Source organism: Klebsiella sp. CSG-1, from assembly GCF_056521145.1.
Map to the genome: position 1 here is coordinate 446,409 of NZ_JBWNLD010000005.1, position 15,871 is coordinate 462,279.

General features: G+C 56.2%; 15 protein-coding genes. 10 read left to right on the plus strand and 5 right to left on the minus strand.

Annotation, left to right across the window (positions count from 1 at the left end):
- Positions 1-357: 357 nt before the first annotated feature.
- From hslO to AC007G_RS15320, 4 genes are read right to left on the minus strand one after another with little or no spacing between them, the layout of a single operon-like run.
- Complete coding sequence (gene hslO / locus AC007G_RS15305) at positions 358-1,236, minus strand: Hsp33 family molecular chaperone HslO (protein ID WP_032690448.1); 879 nt, start codon at positions 1,234-1,236, stop codon at positions 358-360.
- Between the two features lie 46 nt (positions 1,237-1,282).
- Positions 1,283-1,684, minus strand: coding sequence for a ribosome-associated heat shock protein Hsp15 (hslR, locus tag AC007G_RS15310; protein WP_032690449.1), 402 nt, complete (start codon positions 1,682-1,684; stop codon positions 1,283-1,285).
- Positions 1,681-2,364, minus strand: coding sequence for a GMP/IMP nucleotidase (gene yrfG, locus AC007G_RS15315; protein WP_085397313.1), 684 nt, complete (start codon positions 2,362-2,364; stop codon positions 1,681-1,683). Before yrfG ends, hslR begins: the two co-directional genes overlap by 4 nt.
- Positions 2,365-2,423: 59 nt before the next feature.
- Positions 2,424-4,553, minus strand: coding sequence for an intracellular growth attenuator family protein (locus tag AC007G_RS15320; RefSeq protein ID WP_046853395.1), 2,130 nt, complete (start codon positions 4,551-4,553; stop codon positions 2,424-2,426).
- Positions 4,554-4,882: 329 nt separating this feature from the next.
- On the opposite strand from AC007G_RS15320, the gene nudE reads away from it, so the two are divergent.
- Positions 4,883-5,443, plus strand: coding sequence for an ADP compounds hydrolase NudE (gene nudE, locus AC007G_RS15325; RefSeq protein WP_032696898.1), 561 nt, complete (start codon positions 4,883-4,885; stop codon positions 5,441-5,443).
- A gap of 87 nt (positions 5,444-5,530) precedes the next feature.
- Here the strand turns inward: nudE and mrcA are convergent, their stop codons facing one another.
- Entirely contained in the window at positions 5,531-8,089 is a 2,559-nt protein-coding gene (gene mrcA, locus AC007G_RS15330; protein ID WP_032698697.1) for a peptidoglycan glycosyltransferase/peptidoglycan DD-transpeptidase MrcA, read from the minus strand.
- 118 nt (positions 8,090-8,207) lie between these two features.
- Here mrcA and AC007G_RS15335 point away from each other — a divergent pair, with 118 nt between their 5' ends.
- The 9 genes from AC007G_RS15335 to dam all read left to right on the plus strand — a co-directional run bounded on the left by AC007G_RS15335 (position 8,208) and on the right by dam (position 15,868).
- The gene (locus AC007G_RS15335) at positions 8,208-8,993 is read left to right on the plus strand and encodes a type IV pilus biogenesis protein PilM (RefSeq protein WP_142631026.1); all 786 of its coding nucleotides are present in this window, start codon (positions 8,208-8,210) and stop codon (positions 8,991-8,993) included.
- Positions 8,994-8,995: 2 nt separating this feature from the next.
- Complete coding sequence (locus AC007G_RS15340) at positions 8,996-9,535, plus strand: PilN domain-containing protein (protein WP_142631027.1); 540 nt, start codon at positions 8,996-8,998, stop codon at positions 9,533-9,535.
- Positions 9,519-9,968 (plus strand): HofO family protein, encoded by a 450-nt coding sequence (locus AC007G_RS15345; protein ID WP_032690456.1) that lies wholly within the window; start codon positions 9,519-9,521, stop codon positions 9,966-9,968. Before AC007G_RS15340 ends, AC007G_RS15345 begins: the two co-directional genes overlap by 17 nt.
- Positions 9,958-10,347, plus strand: a complete 390-nt coding sequence (locus tag AC007G_RS15350; RefSeq protein WP_032690457.1) for a HofP DNA utilization family protein — start codon at positions 9,958-9,960, stop codon at positions 10,345-10,347. The genes AC007G_RS15345 and AC007G_RS15350 overlap by 11 nt, the downstream gene beginning before the upstream one ends.
- The gene (gene hofQ, locus AC007G_RS15355) at positions 10,286-11,524 is read left to right on the plus strand and encodes a DNA uptake porin HofQ (RefSeq protein ID WP_142631028.1); all 1,239 of its coding nucleotides are present in this window, start codon (positions 10,286-10,288) and stop codon (positions 11,522-11,524) included. The genes AC007G_RS15350 and hofQ overlap by 62 nt, the downstream gene beginning before the upstream one ends.
- Positions 11,525-11,917: 393 nt before the next feature.
- Complete coding sequence (gene aroK / locus AC007G_RS15360) at positions 11,918-12,439, plus strand: shikimate kinase AroK (protein ID WP_004868452.1); 522 nt, start codon at positions 11,918-11,920, stop codon at positions 12,437-12,439.
- Positions 12,440-12,494: 55 nt separating this feature from the next.
- On the plus strand, positions 12,495-13,589 hold the full coding sequence (aroB, locus tag AC007G_RS15365) for a 3-dehydroquinate synthase (protein ID WP_004868451.1): 1,095 nt from the start codon (positions 12,495-12,497) through the stop codon (positions 13,587-13,589).
- Between the two features lie 84 nt (positions 13,590-13,673).
- Positions 13,674-14,966: a cell division protein DamX gene (gene damX / locus AC007G_RS15370; RefSeq protein WP_032698703.1), complete on the plus strand. Its 1,293-nt coding sequence runs from the start codon at positions 13,674-13,676 to the stop codon at positions 14,964-14,966.
- Positions 14,967-15,043: 77 nt separating this feature from the next.
- Entirely contained in the window at positions 15,044-15,868 is an 825-nt protein-coding gene (dam, locus tag AC007G_RS15375) for an adenine-specific DNA-methyltransferase (RefSeq protein WP_032690461.1), read from the plus strand.
- The last annotated feature ends 3 nt before the right edge of the window (positions 15,869-15,871 follow it).

The following is a 15,871-nucleotide window of genomic DNA, read 5'->3' on the forward strand; positions in this document are numbered from 1 at the left end:
GCTCCTTAGCCAATAATATATACTGCTTTAAATTGTAGGGGTTCTTTCGGGGTATAGACCGCGACCAGGCTCATAGATTTACGTATCTCGACAAACGCCTTACTTACGAAAAACACGGTGACTCCTGTCACGAAACATGCGTGATTATCTCAGGAAATTGGCCGTTGGTGGGGATAGATGTTTCTTATTGGTTAAAAAGTAATTAAAAAAACTGCTGAATTGTGAATGTAATCGCTTTCTTGAAAGAAAATTACGTAACTCTTTCAGTGAAAATCGATTCATCACGCGAGGAAATGTTTGACAACAGGCGCGGCGGAGGCTGAAAACCTCCGCCGCGAGCTCTGGCGGACAGGATTATCAGTGAACCTGCGGGTCAGCCGGAGAGGCATTATTGCGAATCTCGGCGATATCCATGGCGTTGAAGAGATAATGATTGCCGCAGTAATCGCAGTGCATATCAATTTCCCCTTCGTCTGCGAGAATGCTGTCGATCTCTTCATCCGGCAGCGTTTTCAGCGCCCCGGCGCAGCGTTCGCGGGAACAGGTACATTTAAATTCCACATTCTGCGGATCGTACACGGTCACTTCTTCTTCGTGATACAGACGCCACAGGACGTCAGTGGCAGAGAGGGTGAACAGCTCCTCGGCTTTGATGGTCTCAGTGAGCGTAGCCAGATGTTCGAAATCATTGGCCTGGGTCTCTTGTGCCGGCATGACCTGAAGCAGCATGCCGCCCGCCATCGGTTTCCCTTCATGTTCGCCGGTGCGAATGATAAGGCGCGTCGGCAACTGTTCTGAGCGCTGGAAATAATCTTCCAGGCAAGCCGCCAGGGTGTCGCCTTCCAGACCGACCACGCCCTGATAGCGCTCACCTTCATCCGGTGAAATGGTGATGACCAGGTACCCGTTACCGACCAGCGTTTTCAGGTCCGCATCTTCCGGAATGTCGCCCTGAGTCCGCGCTACGCCGCGCAGCTGCTGCTGATTCGTCCCGTTGATAACCGCCAGAGACAGAGGACCATCGCCCTGCAGCTGCACGGTGATATCGCCGGCAAACTTCAGCGTGGCGGTCAGCAGGCTGGTGGCGACGAGCAGCTCTGCCAGCACGGTTTTGACCGGCTGCGGGTAGCTGTGGTTCGCCAGAATCTGTTCCAGGGTTTCCGAGACGGTAACCAGTTCGCCGCGTACGGCATAGTTTTCAAACAGATAACGATGTAATTGATCGTGTTGAGTCATAATGGTCTCTCTTGCTGGCAACAGCGGTGCCTACAGGTATAGGCGGTTACTCACTGTCGCCGTGTTTAAATCTCATCAGGTCGCGGCGTTCTTTCTTGTCCGGACGTCTGTCGGGATGCGGCATGGTCAGCGCGTTCATTTTGCGCGCCAGCGCCATTTTCTCGCGTTTCTCGATGCTCTCTGCCGTCTCTTCATACAACGCGACGGCTTCACTGGCAGGTCGGCGCTGTTCCGTTATCCCTTTGACCAGCAGGGTACGTTCGTCGTTGCCCTGGCGTAGCGTCAGGGTGGCGCCCTGTTCAACGACTTTACCCGGCTTGCTGCGTTGGCCGTTGTAATGCACCTTGCCGCCTTCAATCATCTCGCGCGCCAGCGCACGGGTTTTATAAATGCGGGCTGCCCAAAGCCATTTGTCCAGCCTGACGGCTTCGACGGGCTTCTCTTTCATGGCCTCTCCTTTGGGGTCAGCGAAGGGATCAGACGCCGGTAGTCGTTCAGTCCCGGATGGCGGGCATAGCTTTTTTCCGCCAGTCCGGAATCCGGATTCGTGACGCCCAGGCAGTAACGAATACCAAACTGAGCCGCGGCATCGAGAATCGCCTCGCTATCGTCAACAAAGAGCGTTTTGCGCGCATCGAAGCCGGTTTCTTCCGCTACCGCACGCCACAGACGCTGATCTTCTTTCGGATAACCAAATGTGTGGGTAGAAAGCAATAAATCAAGGTGTGCGTCGAGACCGGTATGTTCAAGCTTTACCGCCAGATTGTGCGGATGGGCGTTGGTCAGCAGGATGCGCCGCTTGCCGCTGGCCTTGAGGGCATCAAGGAACGGGACGGTATCTTCACGCAGCGCCGCTCGCGGCCCCTGCTCGCTGGTCATCGCACGAATATCCAAATTCAGGCGCTCGCTCCAGTAGTCCAGACAGTACCAGTTTAGCGTATGCTGCACCGCGTGATACTCCTGGTGCATCGCCTCTTTGGCCTCCTGCAGGTTGAGGCCACGTGCCGCCCCCCAGGTTTCCGGCACCAGCTTTTGCCAAAAATAGTTGTCGAAGGCGAGGTCGAGCAGCGTGCCATCCATATCCAGCAGAACGGTATCAACCTCCTGCCAGGCGATATCAAAATGCATGGTGAGTCTCCAGCGAGGGGAAATGCGCGACAGGGTATCACACCCCGCCGCGCAGGGAATTACTCTTGATGTTCCGGCGAGGGGATGAGTACCGGATTCAGACAGCTTTCGTAGTATTTCTGAATATCTTCCATTCGCTGGCGATGACGCTGGTAGCGACGAATCGTCAGGATCCCGTGCCACGACATGCAGCTCAGCATGGTCAGCAGAAGCAGCGTCGTCCCCAGATAGCGCCACAGACCTGAACGGTCCGGAATGCGATGCAGGTTGATGTGCTGCGTGCCATTGGCATCGGTATAGAGATTGGTAACAATCCCCTCGGCGTGGAACGGCGTATGCATCAGCATTCTGGCCAGCCGCTGCAGTTCGCCCCACTGTTCATGCGCCGGATAGTCATACAAGCTGGTGGTCGGCCACGGCTGATTTACCAGATCGCTGCCTTCATCACTGACAATCAGGAAACCGCCGGGAGCCGGACTGTTAAGGGCCTGCGCTGCGCGTGAGGTTTCACGAATGACAAACGGTGCCGTTGAGGTGGTCACCAGATTTTCCAGCGACTCGGCGCTTACCGGGCGCAGCAGAACGTTAACGCCATCCAGCTTGCCCGAGTTGGCGCGTTTGGTCAGCGCTTCCCAGTTACGCGTATTGCCCAGGTTAACCAGCGCGTTTTTCAAACGGGTGCAGTCATCTTTTGCCGCGCACAGGTTGTTGGTTTTAATGACGATATCGCCAAAATCATCCAGCAGCACCATTCCTGATTTCTGAATCGCCGAGCGGAGCGCAGGGCTGACGTGCGAATCATCGTCCGGATCGGGATGTAGCTGGCGCTGCACGGATTGCATCAGCGCCGTGGCTTTGCTGACGACGTCGGACTCCGGGAGCGGTAGGGGAGGCGCGTCATTCCAGATGATCTGCGAGCAATCAAACGGCATAAACGGCGAGTTCTCTTTCGCCGTCCAGGTATCCGGCGAGTGGATATTGCAGGTTCCGGTACCTTTCAATCGCAGCGTATCGCCAAGACGAACCTGCGACTTCTCCAGTTGGGCGACGGTGGTCGCTTCAATGGTTTGCGCCCCTTTCAGCCACGAAAGCGTAAACTTAAACGGCATATTCAACGGTACGCTGGCCCACAGCATCACCACCACCAGCAGTGCGCCGGTGGCGATAATGGCGCTACGCAGCCAGTACTGAAGCGGGAAGTGTTTCACTTCATCATGCAACGACAGGAAGCGCCCCTGGCGCACGACGTGACGGCTGAGATAGATATCGATATCCGTCTGCTGGCCGAGATCCTGGGCAATCCAGGGCTGCCAGTGGCGCGGATAGATCAGATCGATAATCCCCAGGGAGATATTATTGATATGCTCCTGGTCATTTTCGCCAAACAGACCCCAGCGTTTGGGCATCCCGCGCAGGCAGTGGATCTCCCGGAGCGCCGTTTTACGCGGCGGCGCGTAGATTCCCCACAGGCCCGCAGCCAGTAACAGCAGCCCGCCGAGCATTAGCCACGGGGTAAACACGTAGGGGCTTATCAGGCTGAAGTAAAACAGCAGGAACGAGGTGACGATAAAGATCGCTTCACGCAGCCCATCCGGCCGACTCAGCGCGTATTCCTCAGCCGTTTCCTGGCGAATACTTAACAGCTCGATCTGCTCGCTCTCTTCCCCGCGGATTGACGCCTGGGTTGACGACGCCCGTTCAAGGGCGTAACCGCGGCTCTCCTGCGGGTAGTCGCTGAGCGCGTGGCCATTGAGCGCAATGACCAGCGGCAGGCTGTCGGTGGGTATCAGCTCAACGCTATTTTCGTCATTGATATACTGCTCCCAGAAGGGCGGCAGATGCACCTCCACCGAGTCGAGGAAGTAGCGCCATTTGTTCGGGTCATCGGTGGTAATGCCATAGCGCGTAATGGCGCGGGTCACCGTGAAGACGGTATCGCTCTGTTGAGTGAGAGACAGTGCGGCAGGGGCAACGCTTGCCCCCGATGCCGGCATCTGTCGGGCGTGGTTGAGACCTTCAAGGTACTTTTCCACCGCGCGGCGTTCTTGCTCAGAAAGCTTGCGGGTGACGGCATCGCTAAAGGCATGCAGGAGGGGGAGGCGGCGACGTCTGGCATGCGATCGATACCACCACCCGATAAGCAATGCGCAGATTAGCAGAGCTGTGAAAGAAATCAGAAAGGTGCCCATGCCCATCCCATCGTAGTTATTCTTTTCTTACAGGTGTCTTTAGTTGCTTAACACTTTGCGTGAACCTGCAGTGTGCTCTCGGCAGATAGCGTATGTATACGGGAAAATTTATTGTGCGATACAGCAGCATACAAGCTTATCAAAATCGTTAAAATCCAGGAATCAGTAAATTCTCAAAAACATTTCAACCTATTGACTTTTTTATCTTTCTGATTCTCGTGTTTTGGGCGTGCAAGTTGCAACTATGTAAATAAGTGGCGAATTGAATTGCCGAAACCGTGCTGCGTATCGCACAATGACTTCTGGAATCACAGCATAGATCGATAACAATGAGCAAATCATTACAAAAACCCACCATTCTCAATGTTGAAACAGTAGCGCGTTCGCGTCTTTTTAACGTTGAAAGCGTGGACCTGGAATTCAGCAACGGCGTGCGTCGCGTTTATGAACGCATGCGCCCTTCGACGCGTGAAGCCGTGATGATTGTACCGATTGTCGATGACCATCTCATTCTGATTCGTGAATATGCCGTTGGCACCGAATCTTATGAGCTTGGGTTTTCTAAAGGGCTGATTGATCCGGGCGAAACCGTCATGGAAGCCGCGAACCGTGAGCTGAAAGAAGAGGTTGGTTTCGGCGCGAATAAGCTGACGTTCCTGAAAAAACTGAGCATGGCACCGTCCTATTTCTCCAGCAAGATGAATATCCTGGTGGCTGAAGATCTGTACCCGGAATCGCTGCCTGGCGATGAGCCGGAACCCTTACCGCAGGTACGCTGGCCGCTGTCGCAGCTGATGACGCTGTTGGATGATGAAGATTTTAATGAAGCGCGCAACGTCAGCGCCCTGTTTTTGGTCCGCGAGTGGCTGCGGGCTCAGGGACGCTTGTAGACTGCCCGACGCCTTGCCAGACATCTGGCCTGCAACCATGGCCTGCAAACAGAAGCAGAAAAAAAGCGCCCGTAGGCGCTTTTTTTATCAGAACAATTCGTGGGTTTCACCGCCACCATCGGTGATCGTGGTCCCCACTTCATGCACCGCCTGATGGGTCGGCTGTGTGCCGTCAATGAAGTATTCGGCGCGGCTGTTACCACCGCTTGCCAACTGGCCGGTGCTGCGGTCGATATTGACCGTTACCACGCCAGGCGGCGGGGTTAATGGCTCTTCAGGTACGCCTTCCAGCACGCGTTTCATAAAGTCATCCCAGGCTGGCTGGGCGCTTTTGGCTCCCCCCTCATAGCCAGAGATCTGATCTTTAATCGCCCCGGATGCGGTGGTTCGCCCCAGATCGCGGCGGTGATCGTCAAAACCAATCCATACCGACGTCACGACACCCGGACCATAACCGGAGAACCACGCATCTTTTGAACTGTTGGTGGTCCCCGTTTTACCGCCGATATCGTGGCGCTGCAGATCGCGACCGGCGCGCCAGCCGGTCCCCATCCAGCCCGGTTCGCCGAAGATGTTACTGTTCAGGGCGCTTTTAATCAGGAATGACAGCGGCGTGCTGATCACATGCGGCGCGTATTCCGGGGCGCCGGTTTGCGCTACCAGCGCCTGGTTGACCTGTTCAAGCTCTGGCTGCGGCGGCAGCGCGGAGTTCTGCGGTGTTGCAGAGGTCGCGACATCTTCGACATCTTTATTTTCCAGCACGTCGGATTTCGGCGTATCGCCGTAAATTACCGGCAGGTTGCACTGCGGACAGGCAACTTTAGGCCGCTCTTCAAAGATCACGCCGCCCTGATCGGTCTCGATTTTGCTGATAAAGAACGGCGTTACCAGAAAGCCGCCGTTGGCCATCACCGAATAACCGCGCGCAACCTGCAGCGGCGTAAAGGATGCGGACCCCAGCGCCAGCGACTCGGTATGCACGATATTCCCCGCCGGGAAACCGAAACGCTGTAGATACTCCGCCGCGTAATCCACGCCCATGGCACGCATGGCGCGAACCATCACGACGTTCTTCGACTGTCCCAGTCCCTGACGCAAACGAATCGGGCCGGCGTACTGCGGCGGGGAGTTTTTCGGCTGCCAGTCGGAACCTGCACCGGCGTCCCAACGGGAAATCGGCACATCGTTAAGCATACTGGCCAGCGTCAGGCCTTTATCCATCGCCGCAGTGTAGAGGAACGGCTTAATGTTTGAGCCTACCTGGCGCAGGGCCTGGGTCGCGCGGTTGAATTTACTTTGATTGAAGTCGAACCCGCCGACCAGGGCGATAATGGCGCCGTTCTGCGGGTTAATGGAAACCAACGCCGAGTTTACATCCGGTACCTGCGACAACCACCAGCTGTCGCCGACCTGACGGACCCAAACCTGCTGCCCGGACTGCAGGACATCGGTGACTTTCCGCGGAGTCGCTCCTTGCTGGGTATCGGAGATAAAGCGACGCGCCCAGCGGACGCCCTCCATGTTCAGCGTGACCGACGTTCCATTACTTAATAATGCGACCGCTTCCTGGGGATTTGCCGAGGTAATTACCGCCGGAGCAAGCGGCCCGTAGCCGGGCAGGCTTTTCAGCGATGCGATGATTTTCGCGTGATCCCAGGGCGTTTCGCCCACTTTCCACAGCACGTTGGCCGGGCCGCGGTAGCCATGGCGCATATCGTAATCCAGCACGTTATTGCGGACGGCCTGCTGAGCAGACTGCTGGTTTTTACGCGTGATAGTGGTGTAAACGCGATAGCCATCTTCATACGCCTGTTCGCCATAGCGGTTAACCATCTCCTGGCGGACCATTTCACTGAGATAAGGTGCCGAGAAGGCGATTTCCGGTGCGTGGTAGCGGGCGTCAATGGCTTCGTTGCGCGCCTGATCGTATTGCGCCTGCGTGATATAGCCTTCGCTCAGCATACGTGCCAGAACAACGTTACGACGCGCGGTCGCGCGGTCCATGGAATAGAGCGGGTTAAATGTCGATGGTGCTTTAGGCAGGCCAGCGATAACGGCCATTTCGCTCAGGCTAAGCTGGTCGATAGATTTACCAAAGTAAACCTGCGCCGCCGCGCCGACGCCATAGGCGCGGTAGCCGAGATAGATTTTATTCAGGTACAGCTCAAGGATTTCGTCTTTATTCAGCAACTGCTCGATGCGAATCGCCAGGAAGGCCTCTTTGATCTTACGCATCAGCGTCTTCTCTGGGCTCAGGAAGAAGTTACGCGCTAACTGCTGGGTGATCGTACTGGCGCCCTGTGAGGCATGGCCTGAGAACATGGCAACGCTGGCTGCACGAAAAATACCGACTGGATCGACGCCGTGATGCTCATAGAAACGACTATCTTCGGTGGCAATAAACGCTTTGATCAGCTCGGGCGGCATTTGCTGCAACGTGACGGGAATACGGCGTTTCTCGCCATACTGCGCAATAAGCTCACCATCCGCGCTATAGACCTGCATCGGGATCTGCAAACGCACATCCTTCAAGGTCGCGACGTCAGGGAGTTGCGGCTCAATATATTTATAGAGGCCAAAAACCGAGCCTGCTCCCAGCAGTACGCAACAGACTGCAAGGATCAATAGATACTTTACGAACTTCACCGGAGATTTCCCATTAAGTTTAATTTGGGCAGTTTATAAACAAACGCGCGGTAGTATAAAGGCAAGCCTGGTGCATTGATAGAGTCGAGCCGTAATGGCGGACAAGGAGATCGTAAGCATGGCTTTCAGCAACTGGCGAATCGGGATGCATATTCAACAGGACGCAATCGTGCTGGTCGCACTGCGCTATGCGCGTTCCCGCTGGGCGTTATGCCGCTGGTGGGACATCGAACTGGCGCCCGGCATCGTGCGTCATGGCATGGTGGTTGACGTGACTGCGCTGGCTGAACGGTTGCAGAGCTGGCGGCGGGAACTGCCTTTGCAACATCAGGTCAGCATTGCGTTTCCGGCCAGCCGTACGCTACAAAAGCAGCTGCCGCGTCCGCAGCTGTCTCTGAGCGACAGGGAGCGGGCAACCTGGATAGCCAGCGTGATGGCGCAACAGCTGGAGATGCCCGCCGCCTCGCTGTGCGTCGATTATTCCGCCGCGCCGGCAAATAACGCGTGGCGGGTGACGGCGGCACAACGCCTGGATATCGACGTTCTGCGTCAGCTCGCCGCCCGCCTGAAGCTGAGCATCGCAGGCATTGTCCCGGATGCCAGCGCGCTGGCGGTGTTCCTCCCCTGGTTACCCTCTGGCTCGCAAGGCCTGGCGTGGCGCAACGAGCCTCATTGGCTGTGGGCAACCCGGGAGGGCTGGGGCAGTTTGCCGTGCGCTGAAGCCTCTTCGTTTTCACAACTCTCCCGGCTTATCGATGCCCAATCACTCCAGCGCTGCGCCACGCGTTCTGGCGATGAGACCGCTTTTGACCCCTGGCGCGTGATTCATCGCCTGCAACCACCGCTGCCGAGCTGTGGAGACCGCTATGCCGTGGCGATTGCGCTGGCGTTAGGAGGGCGGTAACGATGACGACGGCGGTGAATTTTTTGCCATGGCGTGAAGCGCGTCGCCGCCAGCAGCTGCGTGTCGCGCTGCTGTACGCGGTGGGGTTTCTACTGCTCTTGCTGACGATGGCTCAGGTTAACCGGGCTGAGCGTCACGCGGTTGAGGCGCTGGCGGCGGTGAGAACCGCGGCTGAAAACCAGCTCTGGTCCGCACTCCGTCAGCGCGAAAGCATGATGCTGGAGCGACAGCAGCAAGCACAGCGGCTGCGGCTGAGACAGCAAAGAAGGGCATTAACCGAGGACTGGCGGCCCCGATTGCAGGCAATCGCCGCGCAACTACCGGAACAGGCCTGGTTAACCCGGCTGGAGTATCAGCGCGATACCCTGATGTTGAGCGGTCTGGCGCTGAATCTTAATGCCGTGGCGGGGCTGGAAAAAGCGCTGGGTGCGGTTGCCGGGTTCAAACCGGCTAAAGCCGGTGAAACGCGCCGCGGTGAGTCGGGGCGCTGGCAGTTTCGCTTTTCCCTGAGCGGAGAGCACGCTGATGCAGGCACTCATTGAACGTGGAATGACGGCATTGTTTTCTCTGCGTGGCGGGCGGCTCGCGCTGCCGATTATTCTGGGGCTGCTCGTGGTGATTTTTTTTCGGCTGTCGGCTTCGCCTCCACCGACAGAAACCGACGGACATCTCCGGCTGCGTCAGCAGTGGCTTCGGTTAATGCCGCTGCAGACTGCCTTGCAAAATGTCCTTCCTGATGAGCAACAGCGCTCGCTGTTCTCGCCGGTTGCGCTGCCGGTATCAGGCGCCATGCTGGTGACCTGGCGCCCGTCGGGGCATGGCGGTGAGCTGCTGCTGGAGGCCAGCTGGCAGGCGGTCCCGCCGCTGTTTTCCTGGCTGGCGGAGTGCGGGATGCGCGTAACGGGCTTTTCGCTGCGTCCGGAAAAAGAGGCACTGCTGATGACGTTACAGCTGGAGGCCGAAGATGTGGGGTAAGGGTTGGCGCTTTCTATGGCTGTTGCCGCTTTCGCTACCATTGCTGGCCGGCGATCGCGATCCGTTTCTGCCTCCGGAGGATCGCTGCCAGACGGCACAGCTGGCGCAATGGCGCTATGGTGGCGCGGTCGGTCATCCGCAATATTGGGTGGGTTATTTACTGGACCATCGTAACCAATGGCTACGGGTGCGACAAGATGACGCTTTGCCGGGGGGCTGGCGAATCCATGTGCTGACGGCGGAGCGAATTGAAATAACAACAGGGCCTGGATGCGAACCTGCGCATTGGGAATGGCTGCGGGAAAAAGGAGCAAAAAATGATGCGATGGATAAGCCTGCTGTTTCTACTGTTGCCAGCGCTAGCGGCGGCAAAAAATGAGCAACTCGTGTCGCTGGTGGTTGATGATGTGCCGGTAGCCCAGGTGCTGCAAACGCTGGCCGAGATGCAGCAAAAAAATCTGGTCGTAGCGCCTGACGTCAGCGGTACGGTGTCGCTTCATCTGAAAAACGTTCCCTGGCAGCAGGCATTGCGCGCGGTGATTGATAGCGCCGGGCTGATGTATAACCAGCAGGGCACGGTCCTGCATGTGCATACGCTGGGCTGGCAAAATGCGCGGCAGGCGCAACAAGAGGCGGCGCGCGTGAAGCAATTGCAGAATCTGCCTTTGCAAAGGCATAGCGTGATGCTGCAGCATGCCGATGCGAGCGAGCTGGCAAAGTCCGGGGACAAACTGCTCAGCGCCCGGGGCAGCCTGACGGTGGATAAACGCACCAATCGACTGTTCATTCACGACGATGCCGCGCATCTGTCGACGTTGACAGCGTGGGCCCAGGAGATGGATCTGCCGGTCGGTCAGGTCGAACTGGCGGCACATATCGTCTCGATGAGTGAAACCAGCCTGCGTGAACTGGGGGTGAAATGGAGCATGGCCGAAGCCAGCAGCGCGCCGGGTTCCGGTAAGCTGACGACCTTAAGCAGCCATCAGGCGGTGAACGATGCCAGCACTCGCGTGGGGTTTAATATCGGTCGTCTGAGCGGGCGATTGCTGGAGCTGGAGCTTTCGGCGCTGGAGCAAAAACAGCAGGTGGAAATCATCGCCAGCCCGCGTTTGCTGGCTTCTCATATGCAGCCTGCCAGCATCAAGCAGGGTAGCGAAATTCCCTATCAGGTCTCCAGCGGGGAAAGCGGCGCAACATCGGTTGAGTTTAAAGAGGCGGTTCTGGGAATGGAGGTCACGCCAACGGTTCTGCAACAGAATCGCGTGCGCCTGAAGCTACGCATTACTGAGAATACGCCAGGTCAGGTTCTGAAGCAGGAAAACGGCGAAGCGTTGGCTATCGATAAACAGGAAATTGAGACGCAGGTTGAAGTTAAAAGCGGCGAAACGCTGGCTCTGGGCGGAATCTTTTCGCAAAAAAAGAAATCTGCCCGCGACAGTATTCCGCTACTGGGTGACATTCCGCTGCTCGGCCAGCTGTTTCGTCGCGACGGTAAAGATAACGAACGGCGCGAACTGGTTGTCTTCATTACCCCACGAATTCTGGCAGTGCATTAAGCGGTTTTTCTTGCTAAACACGTTTCAGGTGTTTGACGTGAGGACGGATTTAGCATACAAGGGGTACCGATTTGAGAGTCGGGTTCGGCATCAATCCTCCCTTTTTGTCCGGTGATTTATCCACACGATCATTCAGGATGCGTCGAGGCGGTAAGCTGGTTTACCCCCAGAAACATAGATAACTATGCACCTGGAGGCGGATAAGTGCAGCCGACGGCGAGGTAGTTTGAATAATGACGAGTATATTCAGTTGCCAAACCTGCCTGAGTATTGAGATAATTTTTAGTCTGACTCTCGCTCTATTGCATATGAGGTTTCAGTTCATGTCCTGCTGCGCTGGGTATTCGCGAAGCGGGTTTACCATTAACGAATAGTCTTAGTAGTACCGAAAAAATGGCAGAGAAACGCAATATCTTTCTGGTTGGGCCTATGGGTGCCGGCAAAAGCACTATTGGGCGCCAGTTAGCCCAACAGCTCAATATGGAATTTTACGATTCTGATCAAGAGATTGAGAAACGCACTGGCGCAGATGTGGGCTGGGTTTTCGATGTCGAAGGTGAAGACGGCTTCCGCGACCGTGAAGAAAAGATCATCAATGAGTTGACGGAAAAACAGGGAATTGTGCTGGCGACTGGCGGCGGCTCTGTGAAATCCCGTGAAACGCGTAACCGTCTCTCCGCCCGCGGCGTGGTGGTGTACCTGGAAACAACGATCGAAAAGCAGCTTGCCCGTACGCAGCGCGATAAAAAGCGTCCTCTATTACAAGTTGAAGCGCCGCCTCGCGAAGTTCTTGAAGCGTTGGCCGACGAACGCAACCCACTGTATGAAGAGATTGCTGACGTCACTATCCGTACCGACGATCAGAGCGCAAAAGTAGTGGCAAACCAGATTATTCATATGCTGGAAAGCAATTGATTCTGGCTTAATAAAGAGCGTCAGAGTAAAAAGCAACTGAGGTGGACGTCGCGTTATGGAGAGGCTTACTGTAACCCTCGGGGAACGTAGTTACCCGATTACCATCGCGGCTGGTTTGTTTAACGATCCAGCTTCCTTTCAGCCACTGAAATCAGGCGACCAGGTTATGCTGGTCACCAATGAAACGCTGGCGCCGCTTTATCTGGATAACGTTCGCTCTGTACTGGAGCAGGCGGGGGTTAACGTAGATAGCGTCATTCTACCCGACGGCGAGCAGTACAAAAGCCTGACGGTGATGGACTCCGTCTTTACCGCTTTACTGCAAAAACCGCACGGCCGTGACACCACTCTGGTGGCGCTCGGCGGTGGCGTGGTCGGTGATCTAACCGGCTTTGCTGCGGCTAGCTATCAGCGCGGCGTGCGTTTTATCCAGGTTCCAACCACCCTGCTGTCGCAGGTGGACTCTTCGGTCGGCGGTAAGACGGCCGTCAATCACCCTCTTGGTAAAAACATGATTGGTGCCTTCTGGCAGCCGGTTTCCGTGGTCGTCGATCTCAACTGTCTTAAGACGTTGCCGGCCCGTGAACTCTCTTCCGGACTGGCCGAAGTGATCAAGTACGGCATTATCCTCGACGGTGAATTCTTCAGCTGGCTGGAAAGCAATATCGATGCGCTGATGGCGCTTGATGAGAAGGCGATGGCGTACTGTATTCGTCGTTGCTGTGAGCTGAAAGCCGAAGTTGTTGCTGCCGACGAGCGCGAAACCGGGTTACGTGCTTTACTCAATCTTGGGCATACTTTTGGTCATGCTATTGAAGCCGAAATGGGCTACGGTAACTGGCTACACGGTGAAGCCGTTGCTGCCGGTATGGTGATGGCTGCGCATACGTCCGAGCGATTAGGGCAGTTCAGCGCACAGGATACACAGCGTATCGTGACGCTGCTGCAGCGTGCGGGCTTGCCGGTACGTGGGCCGCAGGAGATGACTGCGCAGGCGTATCTGCCCCACATGATGCGTGATAAAAAGGTGCTGGCAGGCGAGATGCGGCTGGTGCTACCGCTGGCAATAGGGAAAAGCGAAGTTCGCGGCGGAGTGTCGCATGATGTAGTTCTTGGCGCGATTGCTGATACACAGCTAGCGCAACAATAAGAAGGTCTAGCCGCGTCCGCGCGGCGTTATCATTTCAGGTGACATGCAATAGTCGTGAGCATAAGCCTTTTAGTGGGGTGTTAAATGGATGAATTAAAACCAGAAGATGATCTGAAAGCCGATCGCAGCGATCGTCGTACTGGTCGTTCCCGTCAATCTTCCGAGCGCGATAGCGATCCGCAGATCAATTTTGATGATGTCGATCTTGATGCGGACGACAGTCGTCCGACGCGCGCCAGCAAAGCACGCCGTGAGCGCGATGAAGAAGAGTATGAAGCGGACGTAGAGTCTGAAGAAGACGAAGAGTCCGAAGAACAGCAGGTTGAGCGTCGTCCGCGCAAGCGTAAGAAAGCGCCCGCGAAGCCAGCCTCCCGCCAATATATTATGATGGGGGTGGGGATTCTCGTGCTGCTGCTGCTGATCGTCGGCATTGGCTCTGCACTGAAGTCGCCATCCTCTTCCAGTGAACAAACCGCGTCAGGCGAGAAGAGCATTAACCTGTCAGGCGATCAGTCTGACAATGGACAGTCTGGCAATGGCCAGCCTGCCGCTCAGGACCAGACAACGGCAAACAACGCGCAGCAGGATGTTTCTCTGCCGCCGATCGCCTCTAACCCGACTCAGGGCCAGACTGCCGCTGAGCCGCAGGGACAGCAGCGTGTTGAAGTACAGGGCGATCTGAATAATGCCTTGACTCAGCAGCAGGGCCAGATTGACAGCGCCGTAGCGAACTCTACGCTGCCGACTGAACCGGCAACCGTTGCTCCTGTCCGTAATGGCGCCGCCCCGCGTCAGGCAACAACTGAACGTCAGACTGCCGCCGCTCCGCGTCCGGTAGAGCGTAAGCATACGGTGATTGAGCCGAAACCAGTGGCGAAAGCCCCGGTTGAAGCGAAACCGGTTCAGCCGAAGCGTGTTGAAAGCACTGCCGCGGCCGCGCCGGTGAAAGCGCCTGTCACTCAGCCGAGCAAACCTGTTGCCACCGCACAGACAACTAAGCCGGCTCCGACGACAACGACAACCGCGACCGCACCAGCGGCTACCGCTGCGGCGACGGCGGCTCCGGCTGCGACTGCCGGGGGTAAAACTGCCGGTGATGTCAGCTCGATGAAAGCGGCGCCGTCGGGTAACTACACTCTGCAACTCAGCAGCTCCTCCAACTACAACAACCTGAATAGCTGGGCGAAGAAAGAGAAGCTGGATAAATATGTCGTCTACGAGACCACGCGTAACGGTCAGCCATGGTATGTACTGGTCAGCGGTATCTACGCTTCGAAAGATGAAGCGAAGCGTGCTGTTGCCACTCTGCCAGCGGATGTGCAGGCGAAAAACCCGTGGGCGAAACCGCTGCATCAGGTTCAGGCTGATCTGAAGTAAGTGCGGTGTAGTCTTAAGCGCAGGGTGCTGTCGGAGCTTTCTCCACAGCCGGAGAATGTGGTAATTAGTTAGGCAGCATGAAAAAGAATCGCGCTTTTCTGAAATGGGCAGGGGGGAAATACCCCCTGCTTGACGATATAAAGAAACACTTGCCGCAAGGCGATTGTCTGATTGAGCCCTTTGTGGGCGCAGGGTCGGTATTTCTGAATACCGACTTTTCTCGTTATATTCTGGCGGACATCAACAGCGACCTGATCGGTCTTTACAACATCGTTAAATTGCAGACGGATGAGTATGTTGCGGCGGCGCGTGAAATGTTTACGCCTGAGAATAACGCGGCAGAGCAGTACTATCAGTTCCGTACTGAATTCAATCAAAGTCAGGATCCGCTGCGTCGTGCGGTGCTGTTCCTGTATCTGAACCGCCATGGTTACAATGGCCTGTGTCGCTATAATCTGCGCGGCGAATTTAACGTACCGTTCGGCCGTTATAAGAAGCCCTACTTCCCGGAAGCTGAGCTGTATCATTTTGCCCAGAAGGCGCAGAATGCGTACTTCTACTGCGAGTCGTATGCCGACAGCATGGCGCGCGCGGACGGTTCTTCGGTGGTCTATTGCGATCCTCCGTATGCGCCATTGTCGTCTACCGCCAATTTTACGGCCTATCATACGAACAGCTTTAACGCCGAGCAGCAGGCCCATCTGGCGCAGCTGGCGGAGAACCTGCTGGAACAGCGGGTTCCGGTTCTGATTTCCAACCACGATACCGCGCTCACGCGCGAATGGTATCGTCAGGCTAAACTGCATGTCGTCAAAGTTCGACGCAGTATCAGCAGCAACGGTGGTACACGAAAGAAGGTGGACGAGCTTCTGGCTCTTTACCGTCCGCCCAAGACTAAATAATTT

Excerpts from the sequence above, each read along its gene's own strand:
- hslO (WP_032690448.1), bottom strand. The coding sequence starts at position 1,236 with ATGACTCAACACGATCAATTACATCGTTATCTGTTTGAAAACTATGCC.
- hslR (WP_032690449.1), bottom strand. The coding sequence starts at position 1,684 with ATGAAAGAGAAGCCCGTCGAAGCCGTCAGGCTGGACAAATGGCTTTGG.
- yrfG (WP_085397313.1), bottom strand. The coding sequence starts at position 2,364 with ATGCATTTTGATATCGCCTGGCAGGAGGTTGATACCGTTCTGCTGGAT.
- AC007G_RS15320 (WP_046853395.1), bottom strand. The coding sequence starts at position 4,553 with ATGGGCACCTTTCTGATTTCTTTCACAGCTCTGCTAATCTGCGCATTG.
- nudE (WP_032696898.1), top strand. The coding sequence starts at position 4,883 with ATGAGCAAATCATTACAAAAACCCACCATTCTCAATGTTGAAACAGTA.
- AC007G_RS15335 (WP_142631026.1), top strand. The coding sequence starts at position 8,208 with ATGGCTTTCAGCAACTGGCGAATCGGGATGCATATTCAACAGGACGCA.
- AC007G_RS15340 (WP_142631027.1), top strand. The coding sequence starts at position 8,996 with ATGACGACGGCGGTGAATTTTTTGCCATGGCGTGAAGCGCGTCGCCGC.
- AC007G_RS15345 (WP_032690456.1), top strand. The coding sequence starts at position 9,519 with ATGCAGGCACTCATTGAACGTGGAATGACGGCATTGTTTTCTCTGCGT.
- AC007G_RS15350 (WP_032690457.1), top strand. The coding sequence starts at position 9,958 with ATGTGGGGTAAGGGTTGGCGCTTTCTATGGCTGTTGCCGCTTTCGCTA.
- hofQ (WP_142631028.1), top strand. The coding sequence starts at position 10,286 with ATGATGCGATGGATAAGCCTGCTGTTTCTACTGTTGCCAGCGCTAGCG.
- aroK (WP_004868452.1), top strand. The coding sequence starts at position 11,918 with ATGGCAGAGAAACGCAATATCTTTCTGGTTGGGCCTATGGGTGCCGGC.
- aroB (WP_004868451.1), top strand. The coding sequence starts at position 12,495 with ATGGAGAGGCTTACTGTAACCCTCGGGGAACGTAGTTACCCGATTACC.
- damX (WP_032698703.1), top strand. The coding sequence starts at position 13,674 with ATGGATGAATTAAAACCAGAAGATGATCTGAAAGCCGATCGCAGCGAT.
- dam (WP_032690461.1), top strand. The coding sequence starts at position 15,044 with ATGAAAAAGAATCGCGCTTTTCTGAAATGGGCAGGGGGGAAATACCCC.